19 protein-coding genes and 1 tRNA gene are annotated in these 18,415 nt (G+C 68.4%); 9 read left to right on the top strand and 11 right to left on the bottom strand.

Going from position 1 to position 18,415, the window contains the following annotated elements:
- Positions 1 to 68 precede the first annotated feature (68 nt).
- Genes efeB through efeU form a run of 3 tightly spaced genes read right to left on the bottom strand, consistent with a single transcriptional unit; the run spans position 69 to position 3,409 of the window.
- The gene (gene efeB, locus M1M07_RS29660; protein ID WP_248676449.1) at positions 69 to 1,343 is read right to left on the bottom strand and encodes an iron uptake transporter deferrochelatase/peroxidase subunit; all 1,275 of its coding nucleotides are present in this window, start codon (positions 1,341 to 1,343) and stop codon (positions 69 to 71) included.
- Complete coding sequence (gene efeO, locus M1M07_RS29655) at positions 1,340 to 2,479, bottom strand: iron uptake system protein EfeO (RefSeq protein ID WP_248676448.1); 1,140 nt, start codon at positions 2,477 to 2,479, stop codon at positions 1,340 to 1,342. The genes efeB and efeO overlap by 4 nt, the downstream gene beginning before the upstream one ends.
- Before the next feature lie 45 nt (positions 2,480 to 2,524).
- Complete coding sequence (efeU, locus tag M1M07_RS29650; protein ID WP_248676447.1) at positions 2,525 to 3,409, bottom strand: iron uptake transporter permease EfeU; 885 nt, start codon at positions 3,407 to 3,409, stop codon at positions 2,525 to 2,527.
- A 176-nt stretch (positions 3,410 to 3,585) separates the two neighbouring features.
- Here efeU and M1M07_RS29645 point away from each other — a divergent pair, with 176 nt between their 5' ends.
- The 7 genes from M1M07_RS29645 (at position 3,586) to M1M07_RS29620 (ending at position 8,218) form a co-directional block, all read left to right on the top strand.
- On the top strand, positions 3,586 to 4,332 hold the full coding sequence (locus M1M07_RS29645) for a lytic murein transglycosylase (RefSeq protein ID WP_248676450.1): 747 nt from the start codon (positions 3,586 to 3,588) through the stop codon (positions 4,330 to 4,332).
- A 154-nt stretch (positions 4,333 to 4,486) separates the two neighbouring features.
- Positions 4,487 to 5,773, top strand: coding sequence for a phosphopyruvate hydratase (eno, locus tag M1M07_RS29640; RefSeq protein WP_248676446.1), 1,287 nt, complete (start codon positions 4,487 to 4,489; stop codon positions 5,771 to 5,773).
- Positions 5,774 to 5,900: 127 nt separating this feature from the next.
- Positions 5,901 to 6,488 (top strand): septum formation initiator family protein, encoded by a 588-nt coding sequence (locus M1M07_RS29635; protein WP_248676445.1) that lies wholly within the window; start codon positions 5,901 to 5,903, stop codon positions 6,486 to 6,488.
- Positions 6,485 to 7,012 (top strand): DUF501 domain-containing protein, encoded by a 528-nt coding sequence (locus M1M07_RS29630; protein WP_197255424.1) that lies wholly within the window; start codon positions 6,485 to 6,487, stop codon positions 7,010 to 7,012. The genes M1M07_RS29635 and M1M07_RS29630 overlap by 4 nt, the downstream gene beginning before the upstream one ends.
- A complete protein-coding gene (locus M1M07_RS29625; protein WP_248676444.1) occupies positions 7,009 to 7,956 on the top strand; it encodes a Ppx/GppA phosphatase family protein in 948 nt (315 codons plus the stop codon). Before M1M07_RS29630 ends, M1M07_RS29625 begins: the two co-directional genes overlap by 4 nt.
- A gap of 17 nt (positions 7,957 to 7,973) precedes the next feature.
- A complete protein-coding gene (locus M1M07_RS32935; RefSeq protein WP_269437690.1) occupies positions 7,974 to 8,102 on the top strand; it encodes a hypothetical protein in 129 nt (42 codons plus the stop codon).
- A gap of 42 nt (positions 8,103 to 8,144) precedes the next feature.
- Positions 8,145 to 8,218: transfer RNA gene (locus tag M1M07_RS29620), tRNA-Leu, on the top strand.
- A 168-nt stretch (positions 8,219 to 8,386) separates the two neighbouring features.
- Here the strand turns inward: M1M07_RS29620 and M1M07_RS29615 are convergent.
- The 5 genes from M1M07_RS29615 to M1M07_RS29595 form a co-directional block, all read right to left on the bottom strand.
- Positions 8,387 to 8,746, bottom strand: a complete 360-nt coding sequence (locus tag M1M07_RS29615; RefSeq protein WP_197251639.1) for a hypothetical protein — start codon at positions 8,744 to 8,746, stop codon at positions 8,387 to 8,389.
- A gap of 11 nt (positions 8,747 to 8,757) precedes the next feature.
- Positions 8,758 to 9,537, bottom strand: coding sequence for an FHA domain-containing protein (locus M1M07_RS29610; protein ID WP_248676443.1), 780 nt, complete (start codon positions 9,535 to 9,537; stop codon positions 8,758 to 8,760).
- Positions 9,538 to 9,613: 76 nt separating this feature from the next.
- A complete protein-coding gene (locus tag M1M07_RS29605; protein ID WP_197251637.1) occupies positions 9,614 to 10,354 on the bottom strand; it encodes an FHA domain-containing protein in 741 nt (246 codons plus the stop codon).
- Positions 10,355 to 10,467: 113 nt separating this feature from the next.
- Positions 10,468 to 10,647, bottom strand: coding sequence for a hypothetical protein (locus M1M07_RS29600; protein ID WP_197251636.1), 180 nt, complete (start codon positions 10,645 to 10,647; stop codon positions 10,468 to 10,470).
- A gap of 407 nt (positions 10,648 to 11,054) precedes the next feature.
- Complete coding sequence (locus M1M07_RS29595) at positions 11,055 to 11,192, bottom strand: hypothetical protein (protein WP_197251635.1); 138 nt, start codon at positions 11,190 to 11,192, stop codon at positions 11,055 to 11,057.
- 259 nt (positions 11,193 to 11,451) lie between these two features.
- Here M1M07_RS29595 and M1M07_RS29590 point away from each other — a divergent pair, with 259 nt between their 5' ends.
- Complete coding sequence (locus M1M07_RS29590; protein WP_248676442.1) at positions 11,452 to 12,912, top strand: SulP family inorganic anion transporter; 1,461 nt, start codon at positions 11,452 to 11,454, stop codon at positions 12,910 to 12,912.
- A gap of 93 nt (positions 12,913 to 13,005) precedes the next feature.
- Complete coding sequence (locus M1M07_RS29585) at positions 13,006 to 14,409, top strand: DUF4389 domain-containing protein (protein WP_248676441.1); 1,404 nt, start codon at positions 13,006 to 13,008, stop codon at positions 14,407 to 14,409.
- On the opposite strand, the gene M1M07_RS29580 is transcribed toward M1M07_RS29585, so the two are convergent.
- From M1M07_RS29580 to M1M07_RS29570, 3 genes are all read right to left on the bottom strand, one after another.
- Entirely contained in the window at positions 14,399 to 14,596 is a 198-nt protein-coding gene (locus M1M07_RS29580; protein WP_197251633.1) for a CsbD family protein, read from the bottom strand. The genes M1M07_RS29585 and M1M07_RS29580 overlap by 11 nt on opposite strands.
- A 153-nt stretch (positions 14,597 to 14,749) precedes the next feature.
- Positions 14,750 to 15,769, bottom strand: a complete 1,020-nt coding sequence (locus M1M07_RS29575) for a magnesium transporter CorA family protein (protein ID WP_197251632.1) — start codon at positions 15,767 to 15,769, stop codon at positions 14,750 to 14,752.
- Positions 15,770 to 15,801: 32 nt separating this feature from the next.
- Positions 15,802 to 18,415: AAA family ATPase (locus M1M07_RS29570; protein ID WP_248676440.1), on the bottom strand; the 2,614-nt coding region annotated here is incomplete at its 5' end.

Genomic DNA, 18,415 nt, shown 5'->3' with positions numbered 1-18,415 from the left:
CCTCGGCGGCCCACCTTCCCCCGCCTGCGTCGGTGATTCAGGGCGAAATCACCGGCGTAGGCGCATTTTCAGGCCTCGAACAGTTGCTGCCCCCAGTACCCGCCCTCGGTGGGGCCGGGTGGACACGCGAAGACAGCGGATCCGACGTGCTGAATGTACTCGTTGAGGGCGTCGGCCCGGGCGAGTGCGAGTTGCATCGGCACGAACTGCTTCTGCGGATCGCGGCAGAACGCGATGAAGAACAGCCCGGCGTCGAGGTGCCCGAAACCGTCGGAACCGTCCGTGAAGTTGTAGCCGCGCCGCAGGATGCGGATCCCGCCGAGGTTCTGTGCCGACGCCAGTCGCACATGCGAGGTCTCCGGGACGAGCAGTCCGTCCGGACCCTTCGATTCGAGGTCGAGTTCGTCGAACTCGTTCTTCTGACCGAGCGGGGCACCCTCGCGCTTGTCTCGGCCGATCACCGCTTCCTGTTCCTTGAGGATCGCGCGGTCCCACTGCTCGATGAGCATGCGGATGCGCCGGGCCACCAGGTAGGTGCCGCCGGCGAGCCAGGCCTGGTCGTCGGCGGCGTCGACCCACACCGACTCCGCGAGCGCGGCCGGATCCTCGGCCTTGAGGTTGTTGGTTCCGTCCTTGAACCCGAACAGGTTCCGCGGCGTCACCTGCGAGGTGGACGTCGACGAGGTGCGGCCGAACCCGAGTTGCGACCACCGCACCGACGCCGTGCCGAACGCGACCCGCGCGAGGTTGCGGATCGCGTGCACGGCGACCTGGGGGTCGTTCGCGCAGGCCTGGATCGCGATGTCGCCGCCGCATCGCGCCGGATCGAGATTGTCGGCGGGGAAGTGCGGAAGGTCCTGCAGTGCGGCCGGCTTCAGATCGGCGAGGCCGAACCGGTCGTCGAACAGCGACGGACCGAAACCGATCGTGAGAGTCAGCTGCGACGCGTCCAGGTCCAGCGCCTCGCCGGTGTCGCTCGGCGGGTGGTACGCGCCGTCGCCGGTCGCGCCGTCCTCGGTGGCCTCGAGCCCGGCGGTCATCCGCTCGGCCATCGCGGTCCACGTCTTCAGCAGATCGATCAGCTCGTCGCGGTCGCGGGTGGTGACGTCGAACGTCACGAAGTGCATGCGGTCCTGGGCGGGGGTGACGATGCCCGCCTGGTGCTCGCCGTGGAACGGCACGACACCGTCGGTGCCGGGGCCCGGGTGCGGTGCGGTGGCCCGGCCGACCACCGCGCCGGCACCGGCGAGTACCGCTCCGGCGCCGACGGCGCCGAACAGCCGCCGCCTGGAGATTCCGGACGAGTGCTGCGGATCGGGTTCGGTGGTCGGCCGGCCGGTCATGCGCCCGACGCCTCCGCGACGACGCCCTGCACCTTGCTGACCTCGGCGGACAGCGCGTCGATCAGGCGGGACAGTTCCTGGCGCTGCGGCTCGGTGACGGTGTCGTAGGAGACGAACACATCGCCCTGGCGGTACTGCGCGAGTGCCGCGTCGAGATCCGCGAAGCGGGCGTCGATGGCCTGGCCGAGCTCGGGATCCTGCTCGTCGAGGATCGGGCGCAGCGCGGCGACGGCGGCCTGCGAGCCGTCGACGTTGGCCTGGAAGTCGTACAGGTCGGTGTGCGAGAAGATGTCCTCCTCGCCGGTGATCTTGGAGGTCGACACCTCGTCGAGCAGGCCCTGCGCGTCACCGGCGATGCGGGTCGGATCGACGGTGTAGTCGTCGGCGTTCACCAGGTCCGACAGCTCCTGGATGTCCACGACGAGCTGGTCGGCGATGGCGTTGGTGTCGGGCTTCAGGCCGTCGACCCACAGGTCCTTCTCGAGCCTGTGGAAGCCGGTCCACGCCTGGCCCGGTTCCAGGTCGGCTTCGCGCAGGTCGAGGCGCGGGTCGAGATCGCCGAAGCTCTCGGCCTCCGGCTCGATGCGCTCGTAGTAGGTGCGCGAGAGCGGGAACAGACGCTTGGCCTCGTCGACGTTGCCGGCCTTGACGGCGGCGACGAACTCGCCGACGGTCGTGACCAGCGCCTCGGTCTGGCTGCGGATGTAGCGGCGGTAGCCGTCGGCGGCCTCGGCGAGCTTGCCGTCGGCGTCGGTGGCGGCCTTGGAATCACCGGTCACGGTGAACGCCTGCCGGATGCCCTCGCCGACCATCCCGGGGCGGCAGGACAGTTCGTAGTCGCCCGGCTCGGGGATGTTGACGATGAGCTGGCGGGTCAGGCCGGGGCCGATGTTCTCGACCTCGCCGAGCGCGCGGTCACCGTTGTCGAACACGTAGAACTCGGTGACCTTGGTTCCGTTGTTGGTCACCGCGAACGTGTTGTGCCCGGTGGTGCCCTCCGTGACGGCGACCTCGCACGTCGAGTCGGTGGCGGTGACCGCGACGGCCTCGGCGTCGGCCGACGACTTCTCGGTGCAGCCCGCGAGTGCGAGGGGTAGAACGGCGGCGGCCGCCAGGGCATAGGTGGTACGACGCATCGGGTCGGTGCCTTTCGGGAGGAGATTGTGCACGGAACGGAAGATTCAGACGGTGGCGGTTTCGTCGGCCGCAGGAGCCGGCGCGGGGGAGGCGGTCGGGCGCAGGAACAGGAACAGGACGACCACCAGATAGGCCAGCCAGGCGACGAACTGCAGGACCGTCGGGTCCGGGCGCACGTTGAGGATGCCGCCGAGGACGGTGCCGTACCAGCTGCCGGCGTCGTAGTGGGCCGAGACGTCGAAGGCGAGATTGCTCGCGCCGGGCAGCACGCCACCGGTCTGCAGGGCGCGGATCCCGTAGGCGAGGATGCCGGCGGCCACGACGACGAGGAACGCCCCGGTGTACTCGAAGAACTTGGCCATGTCGATGCGGACGGCCCCGAGATACATCAGGACGGTGAGGACGGCGGCCAGGGCGATGCCGAGCAGCAGGCCGACCAGCGGCCACACGCTGCCGGCGGTGTTCTCGGCGTAGCCGACCATCAGCAGCGCGGTCTCGAGTCCTTCGCGGCCGACCGCGAAGAAGGCCAGGGTCAGCACCGCGGACGGACCGACGATCAGGGCCTTCTCCATCCCGGACTTCAGATCGCCTGAGATCGAGCGGGCCGCCCTGCGCATCCACAGCACCATCGCGGTGACGATGACGACGGCAACGAGGGAGGCGATGCCGGCGGCGATCTCCGCGGCCAGGCCGTCGAGCGTCGAGGTGCCGAAATGAATGATGAGGAAGGTCGCGACGACCATCGCGACGGCGATGCCGACGCCGAGCCACACCCATTTCAACGCGTCGCGCCGCTCGGCCTTGACCAGGAACGCGACGAGGATCATCACGACGATGCCGGCTTCGAGTCCTTCCCGGAGTCCGATGAGGCCGGAGCCGGCGAGCTGCGTGGCGATGGACGGAGCGCCGGCGGCGGCAAACACGGACATATGGAACTCCAGCGCGGTTAGGTGAGGCGAACCTCTTCTTTTGGTGCGGAACGAAACATACACCGCGCGAGCGCGAATCGGGCAAGGGCCTTAAGCCCCTTTACCTGGCCTTTAATAGCGATGTGGAAGATGGGGACGTGCAGCCGACCGCGACGAATCCACCGCTCCCGCGGCCCGTGCGACCTCGTTCGCCGTGGCCGCGGCTGTTGTTCGGTGTGCTCGCGACGGTGGTCGTCCTGGCCGTCGCCGTCTCGATCCTGACGCCGAGCGAACCACCGATCCCCATCCCGGAAGGCGTTCCGCCGGGCGCGGGTTCCCCGGTGCCGGCCATCGACGTGGACGGATCGGGCCGCACCGCTGCGCAGCTGCGCGACTGGGCCGAACCGCAGGCCGAGGCAATGGGCATCCCCGTCGTCGCCCTGGAGGCCTACGGTCACGCGGCCGTCGTGCTGGCTCGCAGCCGCCCGGACTGCGGACTCGCGTGGACCACGCTCGCCGGGATCGGCAGTGTCGAGAGCGGGCACGGGCGGCACGGGGGTGCCCGCGCCGACGACAACGCCGCGGTGTCGCCGCCGATCCGCGGGGTTCCCCTCGACGGTGGACCCGGTCTCGAAGAGATCCGCGACACCGACGGCGGCCGGCTCGACGGCGATCCCGTCCTGGACCGGGCGATGGGCCCGATGCAGTTCATCCCCGAAACATGGATCCGGTGGGGTACCGACGGCAACGGCGACGGCGTCGCCGACCCCGACAATCTCGACGACGCGGCGCTCAGCGCGGGACTGTATCTGTGCGACCGCGGCGGCGACCTCACGACAGCGGAAGGCTGGACGGCCGCGCTGTTCGCCTACAACCGTTCGACCGACTACATGGCTCTGGTTCGCGACCGTGCCGCCGCCTACAGCGTCGGGGTACGACCGTGACCGGTCCGGTCGATTTGTACCGACCGGAGTCCGATCGGTCCGGGTTCGGTCGCGGCTCCGGGGCGAGTGGTGCCTCGTGCCCAGGTGGGGACCGTTAGGCTGTCCCCAGCGTGCAGACCCCGCAGCGTGAAGTCCATCGAAGGAGAATCAGCCAGTGGCCATCATTGAGCAGGTAGGAGCCCGCGAAATCCTCGACTCCCGGGGCAACCCCACGGTCGAGGTCGAGGTGCTGCTCGACGACGGAAGTTTCGCTCGCGCTGCGGTGCCGTCCGGTGCGTCCACCGGTGAGCACGAGGCGGTCGAGTTGCGCGACGGCGGCGACCGCTACCTGGGCAAGGGCGTCGAGCAGGCCGTCGAGGCGGTTCTCGGTGAGATCGCGCCGGCCATCATCGGCCTCGACGCCACCGAACAGCGCACCGTCGACCAGGCGCTGCTCGACACCGACGGCACCCCCGACAAGGGCCGGCTCGGCGCGAACGCGCTGCTCGGCGCGTCGCTCGCGGTCGCCAAGGCCGGTGCGGAGTCGTCCGGTCTGGAGCTGTTCCGCTACGTCGGTGGCCCGAACGCCCACATCCTGCCGGTGCCGATGATGAACATCCTCAACGGTGGCGCCCACGCCGACACCGGCGTCGACGTGCAGGAGTTCATGGTCGCGCCGATCGGCGCCCCCACCTTCAAGGAGTCCCTGCGCTGGGGCGCCGAGGTCTACCACTCGCTCAAGTCGGTCCTCAAGAGCAAGGGCCTGGCCACCGGTCTCGGGGACGAGGGGGGCTTCGCTCCGGACGTCGCCGGCACCAAGGAAGCGCTCGACCTCATCAGCGAGGCGATCGCCGAGACCGGCCTGAAGCTCGGTTCGGATGTCGCGCTCGCGCTCGACGTCGCCGCCACCGAGTTCTACACCGAGGGCACCGGCTACAAGTTCGAGGGCAAGGTCCGTACCGCCGACGAGCTCGCCGACTTCTACAACGACCTGCTCTCGGCCTACCCGCTCGTCTCCGTGGAGGATCCGCTCAGCGAGGACGACTGGGAGGGCTGGGTCGCGCTCACCGAGAAGATCGGCAACAAGCTGCAGCTCGTCGGCGACGACCTGTTCGTCACCAACCCGGAGCGCCTCGAGGAGGGCATCGTCAAGGGTGCCGCCAACGCGCTGCTGGTGAAGGTGAACCAGATCGGCACGCTCACCGAGACCCTCGACGCCGTCGATCTCGCACACCGCAACGGCTACAAGACGATGATGAGTCACCGCTCCGGCGAGACCGAGGACACCACCATCGCCGACCTGGCCGTCGCCGTCGGCAGCGGCCAGATCAAGACCGGTGCCCCGGCCCGCTCCGAGCGCGTCGCGAAGTACAACCAGCTGCTGCGCATCGAGGAGTCCCTCGGCGATGCCGCTCGCTACGCGGGTGAGCTGGCGTTCCCGCGCTTCAACCCCGAGGCGTGACCGGAGCGGTATGAGTCAACGCGGTAGATCCCGGCCCGGCGCCCGACGCGCCCGTTCCGAGGGTGCGGTGGGTTCGCGGCGGCCCAGCCGATCCCGTCCGTCGGGATCTACCACGTCGCCCGACCCGGTGGCCGAGTCGGCGGGTGCGCGTCCGGCAGGACGCGAAGATCCCGTCACCTCGGCGCCGGGTCGCAGCCGGGGTTCCGCCAACCGGGCCCGGCCCACACGCGTCGGTGCGCCCCGCGAGGTCCGCAAGACCCGCACCGAACGCACCTTCCTGGGTCTGTCCACCGGCCGTGCCGTCGTGCTCGCTCTCGTCGTGTGCGGCCTGGCACTGACCCTCGCGATGCCGCTGCGCACCTACGTCGGCCAGCGCGCCGAAGCGGACCGCGTCGAAGCCGAACGCGTCGCGCTCGAGCAGGAGATCGCCGCGCTGCGGGAGCAGAAGGCGCACATCGAGGATCCGGCGTGGATCCGGGCGCAGGCCCGGGAACGGCTGCGATTCGTGATGCCCGGCGACACCCCCTACCAGGTGCAGCTTCCCGGCGACGGCCGTCTGGTCGACGAGGAGAAGATCCAGGAACGACCCTCGACCGGCGCGTGGTACAGCGACCTGTGGCGATCGGTGTCCGAACCGCCGCCCGAACCCGAGCCCGAACCGGTGCCCCGGCAGATGCCCGTGGCACCCCCAGAAGCAGGAGAACCGACCGGGTGACCGATCCCGTCGCACAGTCCGACCTCGATGCCGTCGCCGCCCAGCTCGGGCGCACCCCGCGCGGCGTCCTCGCCATCGCCTACCGCTGCCCGGACGGCGCACCCGGGGTGGTCAAGACCGCACCGAAGCTGCCCGACGGCACGCCCTTTCCCACGCTGTACTACCTCACCGATCCGCGTCTGACCGCGGAAGCGAGCCGGCAGGAGTCGGCCGGGGTGATGCGGGAGATGACCGAGCGTCTCGGCACCGACCCCGAGCTCGCCGCCGCCTACCGCCGCGCCCACGAGGCGTATCTCGCCGAACGTGACGCGATCGAGTCGCTCGGCACCGACTTCACCGGCGGCGGCATGCCGGACCGCGTCAAGTGCCTGCACGTGCTCATCGCGCATTCGCTCGCGAAGGGCCCGGGGGTCAACCCGTTCGGGGACGAGGCGGTCGCCCTCGCGGCCGACGCGGGTTTGCGGGGCACCGCGATTCCCGCGGACTGGCCCACCTACGCCGAACTGCGCGGGGAGTCGGAATGAGCCGTGTCGCCGCGATCGATTGCGGGACCAACTCGATCCGCCTGCTGATCGCCGACATCGGACCCGACGGTCGCCTGACCGACGTGACCCGGTTGATGCGGGTCGTGCGGCTCGGCCAGGGCGTCGACGCCACCGGCGTGCTCGCTCCCGAAGCCATCGAACGCACCCGCGTCGCGCTCGCCGAATACGCCGATCTGATCCGGGAAACGGGAGCGACCGCCGTGCGGATGGTCGCCACGTCCGCGACCCGCGACGCCGGCAACCGCGAGGACTTCTTCTCCATGACCCGCGAGGTGCTCGGCGCGGTCATCCCCGGCGCCGAGGCCGAGGTGATCTCCGGAGACGAGGAGGCCCGGCTGTCCTTCACCGGCGCGGTCGGCGAACTCGATTCCGCGCGTGGACCTTTCGTCGTCGTCGATCTCGGTGGCGGCTCCACCGAGATCGTGCTCGGCGACGCCGACGGCGTGCACGCCGCGTACTCCACCGACATCGGGTGCGTGCGGCTCACCGAACGGTGCCTGCACGACGATCCGCCCACGGCCGAGCAGATCGCCGAGGCCCGCGTCGTCGCGCGGGAGAAGATCGGTGAGGCGCTCGCGCACGTGCCGGTCGAGCAGGCCCACACGTGGGTCGGCGTCGCCGGCACGATGACCACGCTGTCGGCGATCGCGCACGGTCTCGAGGAGTACGACCCCGAGAAGGTGCACCTGTCGACCGTCGGGTTCGACCGGCTCCGCGAGGTGTGCTCGACGCTGCTCGGGCAGACCCACGACGAGCGCGCCGCCTACGGTCCGATGCACCCGGGCCGGGTCGACGTGATCGGTGGGGGAGCGATCGTCACCACGGTGCTCGCCGACGAGTTCGGTGCCCGCGCCGGGATCACCGAGCTGGTCGTCAGCGAGCACGACATCCTCGACGGGATCGCGATGTCGGTGGTGCGATAGCGGGGCGCGAACGGGCGGTGCCGGTCCGCGACGTTCCTGGACGTCCACGATTCTCCGGCGAGATCGTCGCCCTCGACCGGATCGACCATCCCGAGGCCGTCGCCGAATCGGTACGCGCGCTCGAAGTCGCCGAGCTCGCCGGTTAGGGTGTGAGGCGGTGCCGCGACCGGCCGACCGGTCGCGGCAGCGCCCCCATAGCCCAATTGGCAGAGGCAGCGGACTTAAAATCCGCCGAGTGTCGGTTCGAGTCCGACTGGGGGCACCGCGCCTGTTCGGTTCAGTGGCTCTCGGCGAGTTCCCGAGGACTCGTTGTGCTTCACAATCGTCTTCACGGCTTCTGTGAGGAATCGGCGTGCGGGGCTTGATCGTTGGTCGGTGCGCACGTGGCACCCCGCAGCGACATTTCCGGTCGTCGCCGAAGGACTCCTGCTCAGAGTCCGAGGACCCGCAGAACGGGGGATCCCAGCGTGCCCAACCATCGGGCGAGTGCGACCAGCGGTCCGTGAACGGCGGAACCCGCCGCTGCGACCGCGGTGACCGTCTGCGCGATTCGCGTCAGCCGGGCGGCGATACGCTCACGGTTCGGCGTGTGCTGCTTCAGTTCCCGCTCGACGTCGTCGGCTTCGTGTGCGCTCTCCGTGAGTCCCAGTTCGCGCAGGGCGCGGGCCAGTTCACCGGCAGACGCGAGCGCCTCCGCGGTGGTGAACGAAACATGTTGCCCACCATGGATCGTCTGATCTCCCGCGACGTTGTTGATCGCTCCCTGCTGTGAGCCGATGTTGAAAACCATGACGTGTCCCTTCATCTCGATGCGGGTGCGTTCCACGGATAGCGGGGGTCGGTGTCGACTCGCCGTACACGAGCGGCTGCGACGATCCACAGGACCAACCCGACGACGAGCACGAATTGACCGATGAACGCGATCATGAAGAAGATCAGTCCGGCCGGACCGAAACCGGTGTCCGGACCGAAGATCGGGAAACTCTCCGGTTCGATGCCCGTCTCGAACGCGGTGCTCAGGCTTCCGAGGGCGTCGACGAGGAAGTAGGCGTATCCCAGCGCCCCGACGAGCACCATCGTGAGCCCGATCCAGAACACGTACCGCGCCCGCGTCCTCGACGCAGCGACCTCGCGCAGGAAGCTCTCGCGCTGCTGGACGTAGCTGTTGTATTGGTTGTGGCCGACGTTGTTGATGTGGCCGGCCTGCTGGCTCCCCACGTCGAACCTGACCGGCGGTGGGTGGCGAGGCTCGATCCCGGGGAGCAGCGCCGTTACGTCCGCCGGAGCGAGTCGTGCCTCGACACAACCGAATGTGACCGACTCGCCCCTGTGCAGCTCGCGGATCCCCCGAATCCGCTCGCCGTCGATCCAGGTGCCGTTCGACGAGCCGATGTCCTCGACGAACACTCGACCGCCGAGACAGTCGATCACGGCGTGCCGTGCGCTGAGATGCCGATCGTCGATCTGCAGATCGGCGTGCGCGCTGCGCCCGACGACCTGCTTCCCCGGCCGGAGGCGCAGGACGGTCCCGGCGAGAGGGGGCGGTCCGAGGATGGTCATCGAAGGTGTGTCCGTGTCCATGACAGAAGCCTTGCAACGGCACGTCCGGAGCACACGAGTACACGGCTACCCGAATTTTCGAGTAGCGCATCGTCTCTCATCGCGCGGCGTGCGAATTCCAGGGATAGCGCGGGTCGGTGTCCACCCGCCGCACGTGCGCGGCCGCGATGATCCACAGGAACGAGCCGAGAATCAGCACGAAGTGGCCGACGAACCCGATCATGAAGAAGAGCGTTCCGACCGGTCCCAGGACGGTGTGCGGCCCGAACGCGGGGAATTCGTCCGTCGCGGCGGTCGCCACCGACGCGGTGCCCGGCTCGTCGGCTCCGTTGGCGAGGAACCAGGTGCACCCGAATACTCCGACGAGCACCATTCCGAATCCGACCCAGAACACGAATCGGGCCCACGCCCTCGCCGTTCTGACCTCGTGCAGGAAGCTCTCCCGCTGCTGGGCGTAATCGTCGTCCGGGTTGCGGTCGTCGGAACCGGCCGGCGGGGGTCGCGGATTCGCGCGGATCGGGGGGAGTGCTTCGTCGACCTGCTCGAGCCGGACCTCGACACGGCCGAACGTGACGATCTCGCCGTCGTGCAATTCACGAGCCCCGCGGAGACGTTCGCCGCCGACCCAGGTCCCGTGGGAGGACCCCAGATCCTCGACGACGACCCGGCCGCCGAAGCGGTCGATCGCGGCGTGACGTGCGCCGACCCGATGATCGTCGATCTTCAGATCGGCACACGCGTCGCACCCGAGGACCTGGCGTCCCGGACCTATCTGCAGGACGGTCCCGGACAGCGCCGGCGGTCCGACGATGGTCATCGACAACGGTTCCGTGTCCATGCCAGAAGCCTGGCAGCGGTGGAACCGGAAAACACGAGTAGGCGACTACCCGAATCCGCGTGCCCGTCGGCGGCCTCGGCGGGTATCGACCCGAGGATCGGTCAAGGCCGGTGTCAGGTCGGTTCGGAGCCTCCGAGCTGCTGCCACCGACCGTCCACCTGTTCCTCGAGAGACCACGGTCCCAGCTCCGACCGGGGATGGGTGGTCGCCCACGCGTGAGCCTCGTCGGCCGTGCGGAACGGCTGTTCGTCGATGACCCCGCCGTGTTCGTCGACGATTCGGAAGTGCTTCATGTGAACCCCCGCGTTCGGGACGTTGTGTGCCGACGCTACTCGCCCTGCTCGTCGACGGTGCCGTGATGGCGCGGGTCGGTACTCCCCGAGCGAAGCAGGCCCGTCACCGGACGGCAGCTCCGGTTGGGGGCGTGTCGATTTGGCGCGCTCGGTGACCGTGGCGGGCGAGCAGGACGAGTGCGTCCTCGGCCGGTCGCGGTGACAAGCCGACGATCACGCCGGTCCGCGCCGATCCGCGGGGCGGAACCTTGGGAACGACCTTCGCCCCCATCGTGATCGCCGGACAGCACGAAACATCACGGCAATACGGGGACCGGTGACGCAATCGACCGGTAACAACGTGGAACCGGTGCTGGGGGAAAGTATTTCGCCCGCACCGGTACGCGGCGGATGTCCTGGAACAGGCCTCAGGGGCGCGAAGAGAACAGCCCGTCGTAGTTCGGGGCGCTCTGCGGCTGCGGCTGCGTGATCTCGGGCAGCTGTTCGTCGTCCGGGTTGCTCGGCTGCAGGAACAGCGGACCGGTGAATTCGGTGTCGTTGCTCATAGCGTCCTTCTTTCGGGTACGGCTCGGTACAACAGGCGATCACGGGGTCGAGAAAGGTCCGTGACCGGGTGGAGACGTGCCAGGGTGGTTCTTCGGATGGTCGCGTGCTGCTCGGATGGTGATTGTGGACCATGGGAGCGCCGCCGACCTCGAACACTCGAAGCGAGCTGTCCGATGTGTCCACACTACACGTTGCGGCGATTCGCACCAGAGGGACACGAGACCGGCTTCGTCGTGTTTCCGTGCCTAGACTTCCCGGGTGCAAACTGTGCTCGAAACCCTCCGCTCGCCCCGGCGCCTCACCACGGAGATCCTCGCCGGTCTCGTGACCTCCCTTGCTTTGATCCCCGAGGTCGTGTCGTTCGCGGTGATCGCCGGTGTCGACCCGAAGGTCGCGCTGTACACCTCGTGCATCATGGCGATGACGATCGCATTCGTCGGTGGCCGGCCCGCGATGGTGTCGGCCGCGGCCGGCGCTACCGCCCTGGTGATCGCCCCGCTCGTTGCGTCGCACGGACTCGACTACCTCATCGCCGCGGTGTGGCTCGCCGGTGCGGTGCAGATCCTGCTGGCCGTCGCAGGTGTCGCGAAACTCATGCGCTTCATTCCGCGGTCGGTGATGATCGGCTTCGTCAACGCTCTGGCGATTCTCATCTTCACAGCGCAGCTCCGGCACCTGTTCGACGTTCCGTGGGCGGTGTATCCGCTCGTCGCAGCCGGCATCGCGATGATCGTGTTCATCCCCAAGCTCACCACCGCCGTGCCCGCAGCGCTGATCGCGATCGTCGTGCTCACCGGCATCGTGGTGCTGTTCGGCCTGGACGTGCCCGACGTCGCCGATCAGGGCGACCTGCCCAGCGGCTTCCCGACGTGGATGATTCCCGACGTGCCGCTGACCGTCGAGACATTGCGGATCGTCGCCCCCTACGCGGTCGGGCTCGCGCTCGTCGGACTCATGGAGTCGTTGATGACCGCGAAACTCGTCGACGACCTGACCGACAGCCACTCCGACAAGACCCGCGAAGCGTGGGGACAGGGCGTCGCGAACTGGGCCGGTGCACTGTTCGGCGGTATGGGCGGCTGCGCGATGATCGGCCAGACGATGATCAACGTCAAGGAAGGTCGTGCACGGACCCGCATCTCGACGTTCCTCGCCGGGCTGTTCCTGCTGGTGCTGTGCGTCACCATCGGCGAGGTCGTCGGCGCCATCCCGATGGCCGCGCTCGTCGCGGTGATGCTGGTGATCGCTGTGACAACCCTCGACTGGCACAGCATCTCGCCACGCACCCTGAAACTGATGCCGCTCAGCGAGACCCTCGTCATGGCGGTGACGGTGGTGGTGACGCTGCTCACCGACAATCTCGCGATCGGGGTGGTCTCGGGTGTGCTGACGGCGATGGTCGCGTTCGCACGACGCGTCGCGCACATGACCCGGATCCACACGGCCGACGCGGACGGTGTCCGCACCTATCGCGTCTCCGGCGAGCTGTTCTGGGCGTCGAGCAACGACCTCGTCTACCAGTTCGACTACGCGAACGACCCCGACCGCATCGTGATCGACCTCACCGACGCGGAGGTGTGGGATGCCTCGACGGTCGCGACCTTCGATTCGGTCCTGCACAAGTACGCGGAGAGGGGCAAGAGCGCCGAGATCGTGGGGCTGGACGGCGCGAGTCTGCGTCGCCTCGAACAACTGTCGGGCAAGCTCGACGTGTCCTGACGGGCCTGCGAGGCGCCGCCGCACTCTTGTTCGGCACATTCGCGGAGCGCTAGGGTTGACGGGCCTGCGTGTCCGTCGAACCGGAGGTCGATCATGAGGGTCGGCAGAGTGATCATGCTCGTGGTGGGCGTCCTGATGTCGCTGCTCGGCCTGGCGTTGCTCACCGCCACCGCGTTCCTCGGCTGGGCGTACGCATTCCAGCGCGACAACGGCTACTTCACGACCCCGACGGAGCAGTACCGGACCGACACCGCGGCCCTGGTCTCCGAGAACATCGAGCTGGTCGTCGACGAGAACATGCCTGCGGGGTTCGGGCCGGAGGATCTCGGCCGGATCATGCTGCGCGGCACCGCGGCCGAGCCGGACCGGGAGGTGTTCCTCGGCATCGCGCGGCGGGACGACGTCGACGGCTATCTGGCCGGTGTCGCGCACACGGAACTCGGCGACCTCGACTTCTTCCCGTTCCAACCGGGATACCGGCAGATCCCCGGCACCGGGCAGCCCGCCCCGCCGGGGGAGCAGACGTTCTGGTCCGCGTCGGCCTCGGGACCCGGTACGCAGGAACTGCAGTGGGACTTCCAGGAAGGGAACTGGACGATCGTCGTGATGAACGCGGACGCCTCTCCCGGCATCCGCGTGGATCTCACTGCGGGCGTGAACCTTCCGATCCTCGGTCCGCTGACGCTGTGGTGCATGATCGGCGCACTCGTACTGCTGGTCATCGGCGTGCCCCTTCTCGTGTTGGGCGCGGTCGGCATCGGCAGACACCTGCCGCCGCCGGTACATGCGCCGCATCCCGCAGTGGCTGTCGTGGGTCCGTATCCGGTGACGGTGCGCGGCGACCTCGACGCGCCGTCGCGGTGGCTGTGGCTCGTGAAGTGGCTGTTGGCGATCCCGCACTTCGTCGTGTTGTTCTTCCTCTCGATCGCGCACTTCGTGATCACGGTCATTGCGGGCTTCGCGATCCTGTTCACCGCCCGGTACCCGCGTCCCCTGTTCGACTTCAACGTCGGTGTGATGCGCTGGTGGTGGCGCGTGTCGTTCTACACCTATTCCGCCCTGGGCACCGACCGGTATCCGCCGTTCACCTTGCACCGCACGGACTATCCGGCCGACTTCGACGTCGACTACCCCGAGCGGCTCTCACGCGGCCTGGTGCTGGTCAAGTGGTGGCTGCTGGCCATCCCGCACTACCTGATCCTCACCGTGCTGGTCACCGGCTCGTCGACATGGGTGGTGAGCGGCGACCTGGACAGCCCGGCCCTGTATTACGCCGGGTCGCTGCTGGGGATCCTGGTGCTGATCGCCGCGATCGCGCTGCTGTTCACCGGCCGCTACCCGGACGGCCTGTTCGATCTCGTGGTGGGGATCAACCGGTGGGCGTACCGGGTGTGGGCGTACGCGGCGTTGATGCGCGACGAATACCCGCCGTTCCGGCTCGACCAGGGGCCGCGCGATCGCGCGGCCCCCGAGCCGGAGCATCCGGTCACTTCTTGAACGAGTCCTTCACGTCCTCGACGGCGTCGGTCACCTTGTCGCCGGCCTTCTTCAGGCCGCTCGCCGCCTGGTCGTTCTTGCCCTCGTCTTCGAGACGGCGATCACCGGTCGCCTTGCCGGTGTGCTCCTTCGCCTTGCCCCCGAGCTCCTCCGCCTTGTGCTTCGCCTTGTCGATGAAGTCGGCCACGAGTCCTCCTCGGTTTGTGTGATCACGGGGTTGTGATCGCTCGGGTAGGAGTTACCCCGGACGTCGGGAGTGAAACGTCGGGGCGCTCCGCGCCCGGTGTGTCTTTGTGGCGGCGGGGACCGCCACAAAGGCACACGGGCGCCGAAGGCGCACCTACAGCCACCCGCGGCGCTTGAACACCACGTACAGGAGCCCGGCGGACAGGACGATCACCGTTGCGCTGGTCGCGACCCCGCTCGAGCCGCCGAAACCGGGGAACGGGATGTTCTGGCCGTACCAACCGGTGACCGCGGTCGGAACCGCGATGATCGCCGCCCACCCGGTGAGCTTCTTCATCACCGTGTTCAGCCGGGCGTCCTGCAGCGACAGATTCGTCTCGAACACCGTCGTCACCATGTCGCGCAGCGATTCGGTCCACTCCGTCGCCCGCACCACGTGGTCGTACAGATCCGTGTACCAGCTGTCGAGCTCGACCGAATTACCGTGCTCGGCACGGTGTCTCATGATCAGCGCGACCACCTCGCGCATCGGCAGCACCACGCGGCGCAGTTCGACGAGTTCCTTGCGGACCCGGTAGGTGCGACGCTGGATCGTCTTGGTCTGCGCGTGATCGTCGAACAGTCCGTCCTCGAGGCCCTCGATGGCCTCGTCGAGCAACTCGATCGTCTCGAACTGACCGTCGACGATCACGTCCAGCAGTCCGTGCACCAGCGCCTGCGTGCCGTGCACCATCAGATCCACGTTGTCGTCCCAGCGGCGCACCAGCTCCTCGACGTCGAACGCGTCGCCGCGCCACACCGTGACGATGCCGCGTGGCAACACGAATGCCGAGACGCGGCTCGTCCGCAGCCGCGAGGCCAGGTCGTCGCCCGTGTCGGGGCTGCCGGAGTCGAGCCTGGTCGCGTAGACCGTGAGGAACGTGTGGGTCGCATATCGGGTCGCCTTGGTGCGTTCACCGTGCGCGAGGGAATCCTCGACGGCGTGCGGGTCGAGGCCGAGCTCCTCGGCGAGTGCGAGCAGCCGCTCGTGGTCGGGTTCCCACAGGTCGACCCACACCAGCGCGGAGTCGTCCGCGAGGTGGTCGGAGACATCGGCCAGCGGAAAATTCTCGTCGACGAGCCGTCCGCCGCGCCACAACCGCGTGCGGACCCCGTCGGTGTCTGCGGAGCTCACAGCTCGCAGTGTGCCCGAACCGGACGCCGAACTCACGACACCCCGTCGGTACCCTTCGCGACGCCCGCGATACGCGCCACTTCGTCGACGAATGCCTCGTCGACGGTGGGCCAGTCGGGCGGCCACCGATTCTCGCGCAGTCGCTTGTGCAGAAGCTCCAGCACGGCGATCGTGTTCGCACCTCCGTCGAGGAGATACCGCAGCATGCCGCGCTCGCCGCAGATGTGGACCACCTCGGCGAGCCTCCGCTCCGCCTCCTCGGTGCGTCCCGCGGCGAACAGACATCCGACGAGCAGACGCGTGGCCATCAGTTCCGCACGAGGCCGGTTCTGGGCGCGCACCCGCCGGTGCCACCGATGCGCCCACTCGCAGGCGCGTTCCAGCGACTCGGGATCGCCGCGATCCCAGAGCAATCGGATGGCGGTGGAGTCCTCGATCTGGGCGGTCGTCTCCACGACACCATTGGGAAAGACGGTGTTGTCGTCCAACATCGGTCGTTCGGGTGGAGCCGGTATCGGTAGCCCCATGCGCACCCGTTCGTTGTCGATCCGCGCGCGCAGTCGTGGCAGATCGAGATCGGCCGCGGTCCGAGTCCCTTCGTCGAGCAGTGCCACGGCGGTCTCGAGGTCACCGCGCGCCGTCTTCAACCGAGCGGCGGTGACGAACCGTGCGGTCATGAACTCGGGGGTGCCGCCCTCGCCACCCATGTGCCGGCTCTCGTCGAGCAGTTCCTCCGCCTCCGCGATCCGGTTCTGCTCGTACAGTAGTTCACCGAGCATCGACGCGGTGAGACGCGCCGAGTGGGAATGTGGTCCGCTGTCACGGCGCGCGGTGCGCAACCCCGCACGGAAGAGACTTTCGGCGGCGGCGATGTCGAGCTGCTCACTTGCGGCGATACCGGCCAGGGTCTGTCCGTAGACGGCCGCGAACGTGCCCTTCGTCAGCTTGTGGTAGCGCGCGGCCTCTTCCTGCCGGCGTCTGGCTGCCGCGAAATCGAACCGGTACAGATCGCTGTAGGTGCCGAAATCGACTGCGGCCGAAGCCACCCACGGCGGCAGGTCCTCAGGCTTCTCCATGCACTCCCGGATCAGTTCCTCGATGCGCTCGGGGCGGTCCGACTGCATCTCGATCGAGGCTTCGAGCACGTCCGCCTCGATCCGGAACAGGTCGATCTCCGATTCGGGGAGGTCGCTGTGGGCCAGAGCTTCCCGCGTGGCATCGAGTGCCCGTTTCGCCTGCGGGAGTCGTTGCAGCGGAACGTTTCCCCACCCCAGGTTCAACTGCAGCCGAGGGCTTTTCGCCACGGCCTGCGGCGGTAGCTTGTCGAGCAGCGCGAGCAGCGTCGTCAGGTGCGAGCGCTCGGCGAGGTACAGGCCGTCCGCGGTGACCAGGTCCACCGCCAACTGCTCGTCGTCGGCGCCGAATGCGTGGTCGACCGCCTCGCTGAGCATGTGGTGCCGCGCGAACCACCGCGCGGCCGTGCGGTGCAGATCCGCGACGCGGTCCGGATGGTCGCGTTCGAGACGGCGCCGCAGGAAGTCCAGGAACAGATGGTGGTAGCCGAACCAGATCCGCTCGTCGTCGAGATGGCGCAGGAACAGATCACGATCCTCGGCCTCCTCGAGCATCGCCTGCCCGCGTTTCGTGCCGGCGAGGACGGAGGCGAGGCTGCCGTTGATCCGTTCGGGGATCGAAGTGGCCAGCAGGAATTCGTACATTTCCGGTTCGAGGGCGGACAGGACGTTGTCGGCGAGGAACTCACCGATCGCGTGGTGCCGGCCGGACAGGTGCTCGATGAGACCCGACGGATCGTCGCTGTCGCGCAGGGACAACGACGCCAGCTGCAGTGCCGCGGCCCAGCCTTCGGTGGTGCGGGTGAGACCGTCGACGTCCTCGTGGTCCAGGCGCAGACCGCTCACGTCCCGCAGGAACGAATCGGATTCGGTGACATCGAAACGCAGCTGGTCGGAGTCGATCTCGACGAGTTCGTCGCGAACACGCATGCGGCTCAGGGGGAGTCCGGACCTGCTTCGGCTGGTCACCACGATCTGCAGGTGGTGGCATCCTCGGTCGAGAAGAAAGTCCAGTGCGGCAACGGTTTCCGGTGACTCCACCCGATGCCAGTCGTCGATGACCAATGCCGTGCGCATGTCCTGCCGGTGCAGCTCGTCGATGAGTGCGCTGAAGACGTACCGCTCCGCCTCGTCGTCCGCGTGGCTTTCGAGGATCTCCGACAACAGCTGGGCCAGAGTCGGCCGCACCTGACGCAGCGCCTCGATGACGTGGGTGAGGAACCACACGACGTTGTTGTCGTCATGGTCGACGGCCAGCCACGCCACCGGAACGCCCTCCCCGGTGAGTACCTCACGCCACTGCGCCGCCAACGTCGACTTCCCGAATCCGGCAGGTGCGTGGATGGCCGTGAGCCTGCGGCGCTGCCCGGCTCGCAGCAGATCGATCAGCCGGGTGCGGGGCACGAGCTGACGTGTGGTCGAGGGAGGACGGAATCGGGTCGCCGGCGCCGTCGACGGTGTCGTCGCCCCCGACGTGCCGTACCGATGCGATCCGGTGGTGGGCATCGCTCCGGTGGGAATTCCGCCGGTTCGGTGCGTGGCGGAGCCGAGCGGAGGGCGGGCGGCCTGGCCG

Source organism: Rhodococcus sp. HM1 (assembly GCF_023218075.1).
Lineage (GTDB): Bacteria > Actinomycetota > Actinomycetes > Mycobacteriales > Mycobacteriaceae > Rhodococcus.
Note: the sequence above shows the minus strand (reverse complement) of the source record. Positions and strands in the feature narration are given on the sequence as shown.